At 39.3% G+C, this 17,806-nt stretch carries 12 protein-coding genes; 4 read left to right on the forward strand and 8 right to left on the reverse strand.

Annotated features, from left to right (window positions below; all coding sequences use genetic code 11):
• The first annotated feature begins 14 nt into the window (after positions 1-14).
• A complete protein-coding gene (locus DV942_RS07575) occupies positions 15-1,352 on the forward strand; it encodes a sigma-54-dependent transcriptional regulator (protein ID WP_145856521.1) in 1,338 nt (445 codons plus the stop codon).
• A gap of 146 nt (positions 1,353-1,498) precedes the next feature.
• On the opposite strand, the gene DV942_RS07580 is transcribed toward DV942_RS07575, so the two are convergent.
• Positions 1,499-1,951, reverse strand: a complete 453-nt coding sequence (locus DV942_RS07580; protein ID WP_145856523.1) for a substrate-binding domain-containing protein — start codon at positions 1,949-1,951, stop codon at positions 1,499-1,501.
• A 46-nt stretch (positions 1,952-1,997) separates the two neighbouring features.
• Here DV942_RS07580 and DV942_RS07585 point away from each other — a divergent pair, with 46 nt between their 5' ends.
• The 3 genes from DV942_RS07585 (at position 1,998) to DV942_RS07595 (ending at position 4,229) form a co-directional block, all read left to right on the forward strand.
• Positions 1,998-3,632 carry an ABC transporter substrate-binding protein gene (locus DV942_RS07585; RefSeq protein ID WP_145856525.1) on the forward strand — a complete coding sequence of 545 codons (1,635 nt, stop codon included), beginning with the start codon at positions 1,998-2,000 and terminating at the stop codon, positions 3,630-3,632.
• Between the two features lie 103 nt (positions 3,633-3,735).
• A complete protein-coding gene (locus DV942_RS07590; protein ID WP_145856527.1) occupies positions 3,736-3,939 on the forward strand; it encodes a DUF2683 family protein in 204 nt (67 codons plus the stop codon).
• A complete protein-coding gene (locus DV942_RS07595) occupies positions 3,939-4,229 on the forward strand; it encodes a type II toxin-antitoxin system RelE/ParE family toxin (RefSeq protein ID WP_145856529.1) in 291 nt (96 codons plus the stop codon). The genes DV942_RS07590 and DV942_RS07595 overlap by 1 nt, the downstream gene beginning before the upstream one ends.
• A 111-nt stretch (positions 4,230-4,340) precedes the next feature.
• Here DV942_RS07595 and DV942_RS07600 read toward each other — a convergent pair whose 3' ends face one another.
• From DV942_RS07600 to DV942_RS07630, 7 genes are all read right to left on the reverse strand, one after another.
• Positions 4,341-6,425 carry a S9 family peptidase gene (locus DV942_RS07600; RefSeq protein WP_145856531.1) on the reverse strand — a complete coding sequence of 695 codons (2,085 nt, stop codon included), beginning with the start codon at positions 6,423-6,425 and terminating at the stop codon, positions 4,341-4,343.
• 145 nt (positions 6,426-6,570) lie between these two features.
• On the reverse strand, positions 6,571-8,004 hold the full coding sequence (locus DV942_RS07605) for a SusD/RagB family nutrient-binding outer membrane lipoprotein (RefSeq protein WP_145856533.1): 1,434 nt from the start codon (positions 8,002-8,004) through the stop codon (positions 6,571-6,573).
• 11 nt (positions 8,005-8,015) lie between these two features.
• Positions 8,016-11,144 carry a SusC/RagA family TonB-linked outer membrane protein gene (locus DV942_RS07610; RefSeq protein ID WP_186462442.1) on the reverse strand — a complete coding sequence of 1,043 codons (3,129 nt, stop codon included), beginning with the start codon at positions 11,142-11,144 and terminating at the stop codon, positions 8,016-8,018.
• 485 nt (positions 11,145-11,629) lie between these two features.
• Positions 11,630-14,062 carry an outer membrane beta-barrel family protein gene (locus DV942_RS07615; RefSeq protein ID WP_145856534.1) on the reverse strand — a complete coding sequence of 811 codons (2,433 nt, stop codon included), beginning with the start codon at positions 14,060-14,062 and terminating at the stop codon, positions 11,630-11,632.
• A 199-nt stretch (positions 14,063-14,261) separates the two neighbouring features.
• A complete protein-coding gene (locus DV942_RS07620; protein ID WP_145856536.1) occupies positions 14,262-15,500 on the reverse strand; it encodes an SAM-dependent methyltransferase in 1,239 nt (412 codons plus the stop codon).
• Between the two features lie 10 nt (positions 15,501-15,510).
• Positions 15,511-16,323 (reverse strand): DUF1365 domain-containing protein, encoded by an 813-nt coding sequence (locus DV942_RS07625; protein ID WP_090981767.1) that lies wholly within the window; start codon positions 16,321-16,323, stop codon positions 15,511-15,513.
• A gap of 206 nt (positions 16,324-16,529) precedes the next feature.
• Positions 16,530-17,774: an NAD(P)/FAD-dependent oxidoreductase gene (locus DV942_RS07630; RefSeq protein WP_090981765.1), complete on the reverse strand. Its 1,245-nt coding sequence runs from the start codon at positions 17,772-17,774 to the stop codon at positions 16,530-16,532.
• Positions 17,775-17,806: the final 32 nt, after the last annotated feature.

Genomic DNA, 17,806 nt, shown 5'->3' on the forward strand with positions numbered 1-17,806 from the left:
TATAATTTTAACCTATGAATGGGATGGTCCTCATCATTGATGATGAAAAGAAAATCTGCAGTTTACTTTCCAGGATTATAGAACTGGAAGGCTTTAAAACATTACAGGCCAATACCGGAAAAGAAGGACTCAAACTTTTAAAAAGCAATGAGGTAAGTATTGTCATCAGCGATGTAAAACTTCCTGACGTAAATGGTGTTGCACTGGTTAAAGATATTAAAGCTATAAAATCCTACGTAGAAATTATCAACCTCACCGCTTACGGAACAATTGCTGATGGGGTTCTGGCCATTAAAAACGGGGCATTTGATTACCTTGTAAAAGGCGACGATAATGAGAAAATCATCCCGCTTTTATACAAAGCGATGGATAAGTCTAACCTGCAGCGCAGGGTTTCTGATCTTGAAAACAAAATCGCAAAGAAACATAGCTTTGAAACAATTATCGGGCAATCTAAAACATTAAAGGAAGCTATTGATCTGGCTAAAAAAGTAAGCAAAACCGATACTACCGTTTTGTTGCTTGGTGAAACGGGGACTGGAAAAGAGGTTTTTGCACAGTCCATCCACTATGAAAGCCCTAGGGCAATAAAACCGTTTGTGGCCTTAAACTGTAGCGGATTTAGTCCGGATTTATTGGAAAGTGAATTATTCGGATATAAAGCAGGAGCCTTTACGGGGGCAAATAAAGACAAAAAGGGATTATTGGAAGAAGCCAACGGCGGTACTTTATTGCTGGATGAAATTGGAGAAATGAACCTGGATTTGCAAGCTAAACTATTACGCGTACTTGAAAGCCAGACTTTTATTAAAGTAGGCGATACCCAAACGCAACAGGTAAACGTCCGCATTTTAGCCGCCACCAATAAAGATTTAAAAGCCGATGCCTTATCAGGAAAGTTCCGGCCTGACCTGTATTATCGCCTTTCCGTTTTTACCATTACCTTGCCTCCGCTCCGAGAGCGTAAAGCCGATATCCCTGCATTGGCGACTTACTATCTGAAAGAATTTGCAGATAAGGTAAATCGGTCAGTACCAAAAATGGAAGATAAAATTTTATCCGTATTGAGCAGCCATAGCTGGAAAGGAAATATACGCGAGTTAAAAAATATCATCGAGCGTTTGGTTATTTTATCAGATGACAATGTACTAAGCGCAACTGCCCTCCCGCCTGAATTCTTTGATTTTACACCCGTAGCAAATGAATATAACCTGCAGCAAATAGAAAAACAGCACATTCAAAAAGTGCTGATCCACACCAAAGGCAACAAAACGGAAACATCCAGGTTATTGGGAATTGGTTTAACCACACTTTACAGGAAGATAGAGGAGTATCAGATTAAAGATGTTTGAGGGCTGGAAGGTTAAAATCCATCCGCTAAAATTCAATTAGAACCATTTTTAAGTTAGCACAAGCATCGAAATTTGGAAAGTTGAAAGATTTGGGCGCGAATGGTAGTGCCCATTATCAATCTTCCATCATCCATTTCACATCAGCCTTAAGCGCCAAACCTGATCCATTTATCACCTTCATGTCCGAAGATAAATGAACCGGGATGCAGCATTTCAGCAATATCTTCGATCAGGGAAACAGCATTTTCGGCGGTCCGTTCTCGTGCTACGTCGTCATTTAATAAAATAATACGGTTGTTTTTTACCGCAGGCCAGTTCGCATCCAAAACAGATGGTACTTCGCGCATTAAATCATTGAGCATTTTGCCAGGCTGATAATAAATGATGAAAACAGCACTTAAAATATCCGCTTCCAACATTCCGCCTGCCAAAGCAATCTCTTCTGAAAGCAGATAGATGGGAGAATTACTGGCATCGATACAGGCTACAGGCACTTTATCCATAAATTTAATCTTATGTTCTACCAGATCTAAACGCTCCTGCAATTCTTCCTGTTTAGCTTCATCGAGGCCAATAAATAAATCGTTTAAAAAAGACATCTGCATTAAATTTATTAATTTGTGCAAAAATAACATTCCTGATCGCATGAGAGGCTCATTTAAATATATATTTTGGTTTTTTTATGTAATCATCTGCATTTCATGTAAGGAAAATGCTCATCATAGCGACAAGAAAGTATTCAATATCAATCTCGATCAGGGTTTAACTTCAATTGACCCGGCTTTTGCGCGAAACCAGAACGCCATCTGGATGACCAACCAGATTTTTAATGGTTTGGTACAGATTGATTCATCCCTGCAAACCCTGCCCTGCATAGCCAAAAGCTGGACGGTTTCGGAAGATGCACTTACCTATACTTTTAATCTGCGTAGCGATGTTTACTTTCATGACGACCCCATTTTTAAAAATGGAAAAGGCCGAAAAGTAGTTGCAGGCGATTTTGTATATAGCTTTTATCGGTTGATCGATCCAAAAGTGGCTTCATCAGGCGGATGGATTTTTAGTGATAAGGTAAAGGACAAGGGCAATTTTATTGCACTGAATGATTCTACTTTCCAAATTAAACTGGTACGCCCTTTTCCACCCTTTATGAGCTTACTTACTACCCAATATTGTTCTGTTGTTCCCAAAGAAATAGTAGAGCATTATGGTAAAGATTTCAGGAGCCATCCGGTGGGTACCGGCCCATTTAAATTTAAATATTGGAAAGAGGGCGAGATACTCGTGCTGTTAAAAAACGAGCATTATTTTGAAAAAGATGTGAAAGGAATATCATTACCCTACCTTGACGCCATCAAAGCCAGTTTCATTACCGATAAACAAAGTGGTTTTATGAGTTTCCTGAAAAAGGACCTGGATTTTTACTATAATATAGATGGCAGTTACCGCGATGATATCCTGACCAAAAGCGGAAAAATGACCTCAAAATATAAAGGGAAATTTACGCTAACCAAAAGCCCTTACCTATGCACCGAATATGTTGGTATTTTGGTTGACACTAATCTTTCGATTGTAAAGAAATCGCCATTGCGTTTTAAAAAAGTCAGACAGGCCATTAATTATGCCATAGACCGTGACCGATTAATTAAGTACCTGAGAAATGGCATTGGTGTTTCGGCCACATCTGGTTTTATTCCTAAAGGCATGCCCGGTTTCGATAGCCTGGCCGTCCGTGGATATGCCTATAACCCAAAACTTGCGGCCAAACTATTGGTGGAAGCGGGTTTCCCTGAAGGGAAAGGGATGGAAGAGGTTACCTTAAATACCACTACAACCTATAAAGATCTGATCGAGTTTATTCAGGGCCAGCTTACCGCCGTCGGGATTAAAGTTAAAATAGATGTTAGCCCCAGCGCCAGCCTCAGGGATCTGATGTCTAAAAACAGTGTCAATTTTTTCCGTGGCTCATGGCTGGCCGATTACGGCGATGGAGAGAATTTCCTTTCTATGTTCTACTCGAAAAACAAAGTGCCTTACGGACCAAATTATACTGCTTTTTACAACAAAGAATTTGATCAGCTTTTTGAGAAGAGCTATTATGAAACCGATAACGAAAAACGCTTTGAGCTGTACCGAAAAATGGACCAGATGGTAATGGATTACGCTCCGGTTATCCCTTTATTCTACGATCAGTCGGTGGTGATGCTACAGAACAATATCAGCGGCTATTCTTTTAATCCGCTAAGCCTGATGATTTTAAAAAGGGTAAGGAAAATTTGAAAAAGCAAATGTATTTCTTAAAATTAGCTGTAAACATTCATTTATTTGATTGGAGTATAAACAGCTTTATTGTTAATAGCAATAATTATCTTTAATTTTGAGTATGGATGCATTAATAGTTTACCCGGAAAACAAGGAACAGCTTACCGCTTTGAAAGCAGTAATAAAAGCGATGAAAATCACTTTTGAACAAAAAAGTGAGGTAATCCCTCAGGCGGTAAAAGAGGGCATTAAAGAGTCTTTGCAACAAGCCGATTCAGGTGATCTAACACCATATACTGGCATCAGGGAAATGATCGGTAAATAATGGCTTTAAGTATTTTTTATACAAAAAGAGCAAAAGAAACAATTACCTTAGTTTATCTTTCCATACAACAGAAGTTTGGAGATCGTGTTGCTGATAAGTTCATCAAAAAAACGGAAAAAACGATAAAATTAATTTCAGAACAACCATATATGTTTAAAGAATCCTCATTCGAAATAAACGTTAGGATTGGTCTGATTACAAAACAAACTTCAATCTTTTATCGCGTTACCAATGATGCTATACATATATTATTTTTTTGGAACAATCTGCAAGAGCCGCTAAGTATTTAAGCGAAAATAAAAAAGCTTCCCGTTTTTGATCCTATCTTGCAGACACATCGTTATGTGTGTCCAACCTTATTTTGCTGCCCTGTTTTAAACCTGTGAATAAAACACAAAAGTCTACTTTTCACCCATCAACTTCCTTTTAAGGAAATCAGCCGTTGCTTCGCTTACTTTCAAACCATTTGAAAATTTCATCCAGTGGTGGGTATCATCCGGAATGGCCAAAAATTCAAAATCAAACTTTTTATCTTCAAAACGTTTAACGAGATCGACACTTTGGTTAAAAGCAACATTGCGGTCGTCATCAGCGTGAATAATCAATGTGGGCGAAGTCCAGGTATTTACATAGCTTGCCGGTGATGATTGTTCGGCTACTTTTGCTGCAAGTGCCACATCCGGAGCTGGTTTTCTTCCTTCCTGATCTAAAGTAGTAAACCGGTTATTTACACCATGGATATCTACACCTGCTGCGAACAGTTTAGAATCTTTGCCAAGGGCGAGGGCAGTGAGGTATCCGCCATAAGAACCACCATAAATCCCGATTTTATCTTTGTTGATACCAGGATGTGCAGCCAGCCATTCGCTGGCGGCTTTAATATCCTGATATTCTGACGCACCCTGTGCGCCTGCTTTTAAGGGTTTATGAAAATCATAACCATAGCCGATTCCTAAACGGTAGTTTACAGACAGCACAATAAAACCGATACTAACCAAATACTGATTTAACGCATAATCTATCGAATAGTAATCCATCGGATTCCAGCCTAAAAACATCTGCCTTTGAGGTCCGCCGTGTACATAAATAATCGCCGGTTGATTTTTACCCACTTTTTTTGGCGAAAACAACTGGCCATAAACACTATTACCATCTGCAGCTTTAAAACTCACATGTTTAGGAGTTACCATATCTTTCAGTGGAAAATCATTTGGAATGAGGGATTCTCCAATGAGTTCCAGCGCTTTTCCCGTAGTAATCAATGCAGGTAATAGTGGTCTTTCAGCAGTTGAACTCAGACAAAAAACTGTTTGATTGTCGGCTGCACTAACAGGATAGGCTTCTATTCCTTTGCCTATAGTTAAAGCCTGCATATTCGCTTGATTAACTGAAACTTTATAAATATGCCTCCTGTCGATGTCATCTGCATCTTCGCCCTTATTGGCGGCAAAAACCAATGTTTTCTTATCGGCACTTAATTTAATGTTCTCTACAGCGAAATTACCGGGCGTGAGCAGCATGCGTTTTGATCCGTCTGGAGTGATGGCATAGAGATGCGGCCAACCGTCCTCATAAGAGGTAAAAACAATTTTACCCTCGGCCCATAACAGGTTTGTGCCACCATCAATTGAAGGGAAAGAACCACGTAAAGTTTCGGGAGCTTTCCAGATCATTTTTCCCGCACCCGTATTTACGTTTACCGTCCATATGGCCCAGGGCTGATGTTTCTTGGTTAAAATGGAGTCGGTTTCCCCGCCAACACCGGGCGTTCTGATAAAAGCAATATCATTTCCATCCGGCGACCATACCGGCGTATTATCTTTAGAAAATGAAGGCAATAGCCATTTAACAGGTGTTTGCTGATCAGTATAAATCCCTAAAAAGGAGTGATCGCTCCGGTTTGAAATAAAAGCTATTTTTTTTCCGTCGGGCGACCATTTATAGGCTCCGTTTATTCCTTTGGCGTAAAACAGGTTTTTAGCCGCTGATGTTCCATCAACAGGACTGACCATCACCTGACCGTTTTTGGCAAAAATAACCTGGTCGCTATTGGGCGAAATTACCGGATTATCGCCTTCGCCTAAAGTAACTATATCACCTCCCTCAAAAGAAACACTAAATACCTGCACTTTAGGTGCAATTGGCGATGAGTTTGCATTAACCGGCCCGCCATCTCTCCCTCCATGATCTCCGCCACGTACAAATACAATCCGCTTTCCATCAGCAGAAATAGCTAAGCTGGTTAGCTCCTGCCCATCATCATCCATATAGTCTGTAATTTTTACTGCTTTATAACCTGGTGCCTCTGCTACGTAAATATTCCTTTTTCCCTGTTCGTTTGCCGCCCAGGCAATTTTAGCCCCTACAGGCGCGGCCACCAATTGGGTTGGAAAAGGATAAGATAAAACAGATTTTAAAGTGAAAGACTGGGCGAATAGATTGGAAGCAGAAAATAAAACGAAAAGGATAAGCGATAGTTTCTTCATTTCGTAACGGGTTTGGCGGTTAGCGCATTGTGAATAGCGTTTGGCAGAAGTCAGATTAACTGCTTTCTGCCAAACGTATTTTTAAGGGTTAAGCATTTGGCGAAGAAACGAACAAGCGTTTCACGCCAAATGCCATACGCTTGAATTACTGATCCCACCAAAGTTTGGTTGTTCTTGGAACATCGGCAGGCACATTTGCACCATTTTTACTTCTTTCTCCCTGTGGATAATCTAAACGGCGGATAAAATCCGGTAGCACAGCATTTACCGGAAGCGTAAAATCTTTGTATTTATAATCATATCTGCGGGCATCGTTCCATGCTTCCGGATTCAGATAAGTTGCAACATATTTTTCTTTTAAGATCAAATCTTTGGTTAGTGCAGCCTCACCGACAGCCACGCGTGGATCGGCCAGATAAATTGCTTTATCAGCAGCAGCTACCTGAAATTTATCCATATTTGCGCCAATTGCAGCTAAATAAGCAGCATAAGCCCTTGTTCTGTTAGTGGTTAACGCAGCCTCCGCCTCAATAAACTTTAATTCAGCGTAGGTTGCGATAAATATAGGGGATGTTGCGCTTGTCCAGGGTGAGTTGATAGAGATATAACATTCATCTTTAGTTGTATTTCCAGCTGTGCCACGGTTACCTGCGCCGTTTACTGTTCCTATGTAAACGTTATTAATGGTTTTATCCGTTATTTTAGCAATCCTAGGATCGACTACACCGTATGTAGTTCCATTAAGCTGATCAATCAGTTGTTCAGAAAGCCATCCACCTAACGATTGTGATGCATTTGCAATGGCTACGCTTGCCCAAAAATTTCTGATCACAAAAGTCCCCATTGTTGCATCGTCGGCATTTGAAGCAAAAGAGTCACTCACGGCATTAAGTACTGCCGTTGGGTTATAAGCTGATGTTTTACTTACTTTATTTAACAGCCTTGCTTTAAGCGCATATGCAAATTTTAACCAGTTAGCGCGTTCGTTCGCAGCATTTGCGCCATAAATGAGGTCGTTTGCCGGGCTTAATTTAACCGTTGCATTTGTTTTTGCAAGTTCCGCAATAGCTTCGTCTACAAGAGCCATGCTTTGATTGTAAATCTCTTGTCCGCTGTCATATTTAGGTGTAAAGTTCGTGACGTCAAAAGCTTGAGAAAAAGGAGCATTACCCCATAGATCATTTACCATTATGAGGTTATAGGCAATAAGTACGTCTGCAACTCCCTTGTATTCACTTGATCCCTGAGATATCGCCAGTTTTTTCATTTCATTAGCATCGGCCATAGCAAAATAGAGGGCATCCCAGGTGGCGCTGAAATCAATAGATTGATAAGTGTCACCTGCTCCGCTTGCCGCGGGGTTTGCAGTATATTGTACATAAGGTACTATTACGCTGGCAACATTATAATTATTTATGCCTGCCTTTGCAGTTGAAGTAGCCAATAAAGATGGTAGTGTTGGTACGGTAACCTGATTGGGGTTAGCAGCCAGTTTATCAAAGTAGCTATCCTTACAACTTTGCAAACCTAGTATTGCTATTAGAGCTGAGCATACTGCGTATTTTATATTTTTTTGCATCTTATTTCCTTTTAAAAACCAACATTAATAGAGAAAAGGATGGTTCTGGCACTTGGATAAGTAAAACCTGCAGAACCATCATTATTACTTCCCGAATCAAAAGAGCTCGATTCCGGATCTACACCATAGTATTTTGTCCATAACCAAAGGTTATTTCCTGTTACTGATAAACTTGCCGATTTTATTGTTTTAGCAGGAAGCCATTTTGCCGGAAGTGCATAACTTAAACTCGCAGAACGTAAACGCACCCACGAAGCATCGGAAACAAATGGCTCAGAAACGTTTCTATAGTATACCCGGTAATAACCTTCTCCATAATCTACGCCATCTACCGTATTTTGTCCTAACCATACCGGTTTAGTATTTGGTGTTCCATTGGCCAACACACCATCAAATACCTTATACGATCTTCTGTCGGCAGTATAATCAGGTAATCCGAAAGCCGAATAAAAATCTTCCAGCCAGTTGTATTTTTCAAATCCCAAACGTGCATCAAAAAGTACATTTAAACTGAATTGTTTATACCTAAAAGTATTACCTAAACCGATAACGTAATCAGGCTGTGAGTTACCAAGTAAGCGCTGCTGTCCACCAGAAATTACAGGAAAACCGTTTGCTCCAATCAATAAAGGAAGATTTTTATCCAAGAATACCGGATCCTGCGCCTGAGTAGAATATCTGGTAAAATAACTTCCGTAAATATTCCCATATGGCTGACCTTCAATCAATTTCATAGTCACACCAGCATTCCCATATCCCCTGGCAGCACCATAAACCAGTTCTTTTATACCATTTGGCATGGTTAATACTTTATTCCGATTGGCCGAAAGGTTGAGGTTTACATCCCATCTAAACTGCTCATTTACAATCGGTTTTCCGTTAATGACAAGTTCTACTCCTCTATTTCTTATATCTCCTGCATTAATAAAAGACGAAACATAACCTGTAGCAGAAGACACCTGTGCACGTACAATCTGATCTTTGCTTAGCGAATAGTAATATGTGAAATCGAATCCTAAACGGTTTTTAAGGAACGACATTTCTAAACCAGCCTCAAAAGAATTGGTAAATTCAGGCCGGAGCGTAGGGTTTCCAAGATTTGGAGAAATGGTTAAGCCAGTTGTACCTGTCGGCAGATTGACATAATTTGTAAAACCGGAAGAAGTTGCGTATTCTGAAGCATCTTTCCCGATCTGCGCATAGGACAATCTTAATTTAGCCTGGCTAATTGCTGTTGGAAGCTTAAACTGATCCGAAAACACATAACTCAAACTTGCCGACGGGTAAAAGAAAGATCTGTTGTCTTTTGGTAAAGTTGAAGTGATATCATTCCTACCGGTAAGGGTCAAGAAAAGATAATTATTGTAGTCGAAAGTGGCCTCTCCAAAATAGCCAACCAATCTTTTCTCCGTTATGGTTTGAGACGGTGTTAATACTTTGGCATTCCCTAAATTGAAGAAATTATAAATACTCAACTGACTTCCAAGTACACCTACATCCTTTACGCGCTTATCGTACACTTCTTGGCCAACCCTTAAAGTGCCATTTAGCCCCTCGGCTATTTTCGTGCTTAATGTTGCTACCAATGTGCTATTCAAAGTTCTGAATTTGGTATTATATTCGCCATAGAAACCAAATTCGTTATCGTAAACATTTTCACTGGTAAACATCGGCCCCCGGGCTGTTCTTATCCTATTATCATTATAAGTATCTACGCCAAAACGATAGGCAAAATTCAACCACTTAACAGGCTCATATACCAAGCTTGCGCCACCAATAAAACGGTTTACATCACCTTTCAGTTTATTGTTTGCAGTTCCCCATATTGGATTGTTGGTCCCCAGATAAACTTGTGTACCGTCAGAATTTTCCGAATTAGCTACATCATACCGTGGTGACCAATAGGCCAAACCTTCACCAAACCTGTCCGCACTATAAGTATAACCACCAGAATTGTTAAAATTCATATTTACCGAAGCTTTAAGTTTAGGGCTGATGGTAAAATCAGTATTTAACCTTGCCGAAAAGTTTTTATAATCAGTATTCGGCATCATACCTTTTTGATAAAGTTGAGATACTGATGAAAAGAATTTAATTGCTTCGCTTCCACCTGCAGCTGAAATTGAGTTTTTAATCTGTTGCCCTGTTCCAAATGCCTGTTTATAATTATTGAATAGCTGGTCTGGATGTGTCGGATCAATTAGTTTTGCCTCGGCGATAGTTGGTCCCCATGCCGGTCCGATACCTGCAGGCGGATTAGTATAAACACCTCTAACACCCTGCGTATATTCTGTCTGAACGTCAGGACTGATCAATACATTATCAAAGCCATAAGTGCTGTTAAGATTGATATTAAATCCGCCAGCCTTGCCTTTTTTTGTGGTAATTACCACAACTCCATTAGCTCCCCTTAAACCATATAATGCAGTTGCCGCCCCACCTTTTAAAATATTGATGGTTTCAATATCTTCAGGATTCACATCCGAAGCCCTGTTGCTTACACCTCTCGCACCATAGGCTGTTCCTCCTGGATTAGCGCCTAGTGTTGAGGTCGTGTTATCAATCTGTACCCCATCAATTACGTATAAAGGATCACTTGGAATATTGGGATCTATTGAATTAATCCCCCTGATTTTAATGCTTGCTCCCTGACCAGGGCCACCACCCGTACTAGAGATAGTTGCTCCTGCCACTTTACCTTGTAAAGCATTGATCAAGTTTGGCTGGTGATTAAAATTAAGGTCTTTATCATTAACCGTTTGTGCGGCATAACCTAACGATTTTGCCTGCCGGGTGATACCTAAAGCAGTAGAAATGGTTACTTCCTGTAACTCTTGCGCATCGGAAGCCAGCACTGCATTAACCGTGGTTTTATTGCCAACGGTAATTTCCTGGGTTTTATACCCGATTAAACTAATTACGAGTACCGAGCTTGGCGAAGGTGCCTGAATGGTAAAAGCACCATTACTATCAGTTGAGGTACCTGTTGCAGTTCCCTTAATTTTTATACTTACTCCGGGTAACGGACCTCCGTCATCAGATGAAGTGATTTTGCCTGTTATGGTTTTTACCTGGGCCAAAGTAGGTAATCCAGTAAGTAAGATGCAGAGAAAAACAAGCGAGGTAAAGAGTTTTTTCATATGTGGATTATTTAGGATAGTGATTGCTAGTTAATTGCAATATAGGTTTTTAACCAAATAAAAATGCATTAAAACAGACAGCAACACCTAATTTAAAGTATTTTTTACATTACAAATTGGCGTACCTCGCACAAACAAGTAGAATACGCATTCAAAAACAGTAAAAACTCACTTAGAAATGAAAAATAAGTTAAGAAACACCTAAATAGAAGCTTAAAAACCAACAATACGGCAGTATAGACATAATTTGAGCAATCACTCGGCTAAACTGGCGAAAAGCCATAGCGTATTCATGTAGCGTAGGATATTAATTTATCTACGCATCATCATTGAAATAAAGTATCAGTTATTACACCGCCTGATCAACCTCAGATCATTTAAACCATATGCCAATAGCCCTGTTTGAAAGCTGGTGGCTTCCCTTTAAAGAAAAAAGTCTTTCCGTTAATTCGGAAAGACTTTAATATATATTTGGATTGAAATTTTTATTGCTGAACGCCACCACCCATCGCACCGCCTTGTTGCTGGTCTTGCTTGATATCGTCGTTTTTAATCTTTTTCTTCTCTGTATACTTAAGCTTGCCGAAAGAGTAACTAAAATTAACACCAAAAGAACGTAATGGATAATAGATATTCTGACTTTGAAAGACAGTTTCATTAGCCGTAACAGAATTATTTACAGTTTGGATGTGAAGATCTTTTGTAAAAGGATTTAATGTATTAACACCGATTGAACCTTTTTTATTTAAGACATCTTTTTTGAATGATGCACCATAAAAAACCATCGCATCTGTTTTGCCTTGATATGTTCTTCTTGGCGAATTTACTACACCAAATAATTCAAAATTGTAACCTTTACCAAAGCCATAAGCTGAACGGATAAACAGATTATAGTTTACAAAAGTACCGGTATTAAAATTAATTACTTTGTTATTCACTTCGTAAGTATTTAATCCAAAATTACTCATTAAAGTCCATTTAGGCTTAGGATTGTATGAGCCAAAAACATTGAAACCATAAGTTTGGCCAGTACCAACATTGATATAAGTGGTTAACGGTACATTGGCCGCAGTTGTAGTCAGCGAGCTTTCAATTATCCCACCTGTACGGCGATAGAATACGGACGCATTAATTACTGATCCTTTTATAAAAGTACTGTAACCCAGTTCCAAGTTATCGCTTAGTTCAGGATCCAAATACGGATTCCCCTGCTGTAAGCTAATTGGGTTACTGTCGTTAAGGAAAGGATTCAAATAATTCTGACCGGGCCTTTGTAAACGACGGTTATAACTTAATTTCAACGTGGCGTTGCCTTTTAAGGTTTGAGAAATAATGGCACTTGGGAATAAATTTAAATAATCATTTTTCTGGATTCCATTTGCTTTCGTATTAAAACTAATCGCAGTATACTCCGTTCTTAAACCACCTTTAAACTTTAATTTCTTGGCTAAGTTGAAGTTGATTACTCCATAGGCTGCAGCAACGTCCTGATTGTAATCAAAATCTTGAGAAGAAAAATCGAATTGACTTTTAATCTCACGGAAAATCCCTTTTGCTCCTAGTTCTAAAGTAGTCGATTTAGAAAATGGGTAAGTATAATCTGTTTGAACGGTATACTCATTATTTTTACTGGTATTATTTCGCTCAGTAGTTTTCCCTGTTGAAGCGCCCTCAGGAATAAACGTATTACTAAATCTTTGAGGGGTACGACCAGTGGATAGTTGCGCAGATATAGAAAACTCTTCTCCTTCTTTTTTGGAAGTTTTTTTATAATCGACATTCCAATCCATATTACTGAATGTCATATCCATATCGCTAATATTTTTTTGACGGATACCATTAGAAATAAAATCTGATTCGCCTGGTCCGCCATTCGAAAAACGGTTAAATTTTACATTAGAGCTAATGTTATTATATGCATTAAAGTCGTAATCAACACCTAAGCTACCATTCAAACCATCCCTACTCCATCTGGAGTATCCATCTTGTGACGTGTTGATGGCGTTTCCATTATTTAGCTGCGTATTGTTAACAATTACAACCCTTGAATTCTGGGCATATGCAAAGTTACCTCCAAGGGCTGTATTAACACTTAAACGGCCTGTCTTGGCCGTCAAATTGAAAGCACCGTTGTTTTGTCGTGTGCCAGCAGACGCATTTACAGAACCACTTACACCTTGTGCATTGGATTTTTTGGTGATAATATTGATAATACCACCAGAACCTTCAGCATCGTATTTTGCTGATGGACTGGTAATGACTTCTACACTTTTAATCTGTTCTGCCGGGATCATCTTTAACGCATCAGCCACGCTACTGGCCATCGTACCAGAAGGTTTACCGTTAATTAACACACGTACCGCACCACCGCGCAGCTGAACATTTCCATTCATATCTACAGATAACATGGGTACCTTACGCATTACATCTGTTGCATCACCACCGGCATTTGTTCCGTCAGCCTCTGCATTATAAACCATTCTGTCGATTTTATTTTCGATAACCGCCTTTGTACCCTGCACCTGCACATCAGCCAAAGTATTTTCTGTTCCCACAATATAAATCGTCCCGATATTGTTATCCGGTTTAGATGGAGTGGTGGTAACCAGAACAGATTTTGTTTTATAGCCCATAAAACCAATCATCAGCTTATATGAATCTGGAGAAACATTTTGTAAGGTAAGTTTTCCTTTTTCATCGGTTACGCCACCGTTTACCGATTTATTGTTTTTCACACTAATCAAAGAAACCGTTGCGTAATCAATTGGCTTTTTAGTTAATGAATCGAGTATAGTGGCCGTGATCCGTCCGGTAACTGTTGATTTTTTGGGTGCTCCACCAAGTCCGCCAGTAGGAAACTGGGCATGTGCACTAAAAAATATACCAAGGATAAAGCTTAATAGTAAAAGTTTTTTCATTTCAAGAGTTTGTCTTTTTTAGTTAGTCTGCGCAAATTGCATTTTGTTACAATAATACGCTATACTTTTTGCACCAACTCTATCAATTACCCGGCGAAGGCCACACTTTTATCGGCAAAAAAACATGGAAGAAGTAAAATGTGTAATGGAAGATAAGAATTTCACTTCTCCATCTTACATCCTCCATTTCACATCATCCTTACCTCGAAATATTGTTAGGTCTGGAATAAACCATTTGCATCACATTAATATTCCGCATGGCAAAAGCAGCTTCACAATAATTCAGGTAATAGTTCCACTTGCGGACAAAGGTTTCATCAAAACCCAATGCTTTCACTTTATTCAGGTTTTTGTTAAATTCAACAAACCATAAATGAAGTGTGCGGGCATAATCCAAACCCATATCTTTTAAATCAACCATGGTTAAATCACCGGTTTCATTTATAGCTTTGTTAATGGCTGCTACCGAAGGTAAAAGCGAACCCGGAAAAATATGCTTCTGAATCCAATCTACGCCATTTCTCAATTTATCGTACCTACAATCAGGAGACGTAATGACCTGAAAGGCAAAAATTCCATCAGGTTTTAATAATTGCTGGCATTTTTCAAAATAGGTTTCCAAATATTGATGTCCTACAGCCTCCAGCATTTCGATTGATACGATTTTGTCAAAAACACCTTCAATTTTGCGGTAGTCCTGGATAATGATCGAAACTTTACCGGCCAATCCCTCTTCATGCACGCGTTCCATCGCTAATCTCTGTTGTTCCTTAGAAATGGTTACCGAAGTAACTTTACAGCCGTAGTTTTTAGCCAAGAAAATGGCATTACCACCCCAGCCACTTCCGATTTCCAATACATGATCGGTCGACTTGATTTTTAACTGCCTCGCCAGGCGATCGTATTTGGCATATTGCGAGTCTTCTAAACTTAAATCATCGGGATTAAAGTAACCACTCGAATAAGTCATGGTTTTATCCAGGAAAGTGGCGAAGAAATCATTATTCAGATCGTAATGCTCTGAAATATTTTTCTGCGATCCTGCCAAAGTATTTGCCCTGCGCACGTGGTAGATTTTGTTTACCCATTTAAAAATATTCAGCGCTATGGAATTTACCTTACTTCCGGTTACTGAGGGTGCATTTTCAATATTCAGGATGACCCATTTAATTACGTTGGTAATATTTGTGGTATCCCAAAGGCCGGAGGTATAGCCTTCACCAAAACCGATATCGCCATAAAGTGCGATGGATTTAAAGAAATGAGGGTGATTTACCTGTATGTGCGCTTCTATTTGATGTTCACCATTTCCAAAAACAAGTGTTTCGCCACTTGGCAATGAAAGTTCCAATCTGCCCAAGGTCATTTTAGAAAGTGCATTCAATACTGCTCTTTCGAAAAAGCCCTTTGATGTTCTGGCGGCGGTAAGCGTATTCATAGTGTCTGATCTATTTAATTTGTGGTTTGTAGGGTTTATATACGTTACGTTGCAATTCAGGGTTTTCGGCTTTTGGATGAAAAGGTATTTTTTTAATCCAAAGTTTGAAGGCCTGCCAGTGGATCATGCCCATGATCTGCAATGGAATGAAGGGGATAGAAAAAAAATAACGAAGCAAAGCCGTGTTGGTTAATGACTTCTTTTCTCCTGTCAAAGTACTGATAAAAAAGCGATTGCCCTGCTTATCTATATCGTCAATTTTGATATCAAGTTTATCAGCCGGAACCCTCAACTTAAAATCGAAAGCATCGTCGTGGTCAATAAACGGTGAAACATAAAAATATTTAGTAGTGATTTTGGTAAAGGTATCCCCATGCAATTCGTCTTTTCCAAAGAAAAAAAGTTTCATTTCCCGGTAAGTGTTGCTGATTTCGGCCACACAACAAACCGGATTGCCCTGCTCGTCAAAGCAATAATAAAAGGAAACAGGATTGAAGTTGTAACCCAGCACATTGAGGTTGGTAAGCAGTTTTATTTTAAGTCTGCTACCGTCAATACCATTTTCCTTTAAATAACTTTCTACATGCTGACGTGCGTTTTTGGTTTGATCGGGATTTTCCTTTGGTAACTGAAGGTGCTCCGAATCACGAAAAGAAAAAAGGTTAAATTTATTCCTGCTGAACCAGCGCAACTTTTTATCCAACAGATCCAATTCATCCAGGTCGATATAAAACATATACACGCTATACCAAAAGGAATGTTTTTTGGGCGCCAGGCGGTGGTGCATGACTTTTGCGGTGTAGATAGATGAGTTGATTTGCATTAATATTACAATTTACAAAATTTATGATGATTTATCATTCTTAACGTGCTGTCATTCTGAGCGCAGCGAAGAATTTTTTATAATAGATCGTTAAAAAGAAAAGTCGTCATCTCGACTGGAGTGCAGCGAAATGGAGAGATCTATCTGGCAAGATTTCTCGACTGCGTTGCACTCCAGTCGAAATGACGTATTTTAAGAGATATCCGTTACATCATCCCACACAAATCCACCGCACTCTTATAAGCATCTTCATGAAAACCATATTTAAAATAACTTCCGCAATAATAAACAGGACCGGTTTCATTTAGCCTGTGCAAATGCTCCTGCGCCTGCATTGCCGGAACATCAAACAATGGATGATGGTAGTCAATTTCTTTGATAATCCTATCTCGATTTAACGTTTCGGTGGGATTAATGGAAACAAAGTAATTCTGCTTTTCAGAAACACCTTGTAAATTGTTCATCCAATAAATAGTACTTGGCAATAACTTATCACCTTGCTGTTCTACACGGTAATTCCAGCTGCTCCAGGCCAGTTTGGCTTCAGGCATCTGCTTCTCATCAGTATGCACAACAGCTTTGTTTAACTGGTATTTAAAGTTGGAAAGCAATTCAGATTCCAGCGCTGTTTTATCTTTTACGATCTCAAAAGTCTGGTCGGCATGGCTGGCCATAATTACTTTATCGAATTCCAATTTCTCACCTTTTTGGTTTTCTACTTCAACTTTACCATTCTCCAACCGTTTTACCGCTACAATTTTGGTATTGATCTTAATTCTGTCGCGAAACGGGGCAATCAGTTTTTCACGGTAAGCCTGACTACCGTTTTGCAATGTATACCATTGATGCTGGGTATTCAAACCTAAAAAACCATGATTTTTGAAGAAACGGATCAAGGTGACTGCCGGAAAATCCAGAATCTGTTCCATCGGTGCGCTCCATACCGCAGCACTCATTGGGATGAGGTATTGCCAGAGCATATCGCCACTGTAGCCAAATTCCTTAAAAAACTGCCCGATCGAATAATCCTGGTATTCAGGCTTATCTAAAATTTCTACACTTTGTTTGTTGAAACGGTTAATCTGCATCAACATTTTTAAATACGGAATATTGAATAAATTCTTCCGCTGGGCAAAAAGATGATTCAAGCTTGAGCCGCTATATTCTAACTTTTTGGGGAGAAACTGCACGCTAAAAGACATATCTGTCTTCATTACGGGTGCGTCAATCTCTGCAAACATCTCTGTCAGGTTTGGATAAGTCTGATAGTTAAAAACCATAAAGCCGCTATCCAGATAAATGGGTTTACCATCCTCTTCAAGCGTTATCGTATTGGTATGTCCGCCAATATAATCTGCTTCTTCGAAAATCGTAAGATCATATTGATGTTGCAGTTTATGGGCACAACCCATGCCTGCTATTCCTGAGCCAATAATGGCGAGTGTTTTCATGATGTATGATGGATAATGTAATATGGAAGATG

This window comes from Pedobacter suwonensis (assembly GCF_007833675.1).
GTDB classification, from domain to species: domain Bacteria; phylum Bacteroidota; class Bacteroidia; order Sphingobacteriales; family Sphingobacteriaceae; genus Pedobacter; species Pedobacter suwonensis.

What these genes read in the sequence shown, in the direction of transcription:
- DV942_RS07615 (WP_145856534.1), bottom strand. Translation starts at nt 14,062, where the DNA reads ATGAAAAAACTTTTACTATTAAGCTTTATCCTTGGTATATTTTTTAGT.
- DV942_RS07595 (WP_145856529.1), top strand. Translation starts at nt 3,939, where the DNA reads ATGGCTTTAAGTATTTTTTATACAAAAAGAGCAAAAGAAACAATTACC.
- DV942_RS07600 (WP_145856531.1), bottom strand. Translation starts at nt 6,425, where the DNA reads ATGAAGAAACTATCGCTTATCCTTTTCGTTTTATTTTCTGCTTCCAAT.
- DV942_RS07625 (WP_090981767.1), bottom strand. Translation starts at nt 16,323, where the DNA reads ATGCAAATCAACTCATCTATCTACACCGCAAAAGTCATGCACCACCGC.
- DV942_RS07605 (WP_145856533.1), bottom strand. Translation starts at nt 8,004, where the DNA reads ATGCAAAAAAATATAAAATACGCAGTATGCTCAGCTCTAATAGCAATA.
- DV942_RS07630 (WP_090981765.1), bottom strand. Translation starts at nt 17,774, where the DNA reads ATGAAAACACTCGCCATTATTGGCTCAGGAATAGCAGGCATGGGTTGT.
- DV942_RS07580 (WP_145856523.1), bottom strand. Translation starts at nt 1,951, where the DNA reads ATGTCTTTTTTAAACGATTTATTTATTGGCCTCGATGAAGCTAAACAG.
- DV942_RS07610 (WP_186462442.1), bottom strand. Translation starts at nt 11,144, where the DNA reads ATGAAAAAACTCTTTACCTCGCTTGTTTTTCTCTGCATCTTACTTACT.
- DV942_RS07620 (WP_145856536.1), bottom strand. Translation starts at nt 15,500, where the DNA reads ATGAATACGCTTACCGCCGCCAGAACATCAAAGGGCTTTTTCGAAAGA.
- DV942_RS07590 (WP_145856527.1), top strand. Translation starts at nt 3,736, where the DNA reads ATGGATGCATTAATAGTTTACCCGGAAAACAAGGAACAGCTTACCGCT.
- DV942_RS07585 (WP_145856525.1), top strand. Translation starts at nt 1,998, where the DNA reads ATGAGAGGCTCATTTAAATATATATTTTGGTTTTTTTATGTAATCATC.
- DV942_RS07575 (WP_145856521.1), top strand. Translation starts at nt 15, where the DNA reads ATGAATGGGATGGTCCTCATCATTGATGATGAAAAGAAAATCTGCAGT.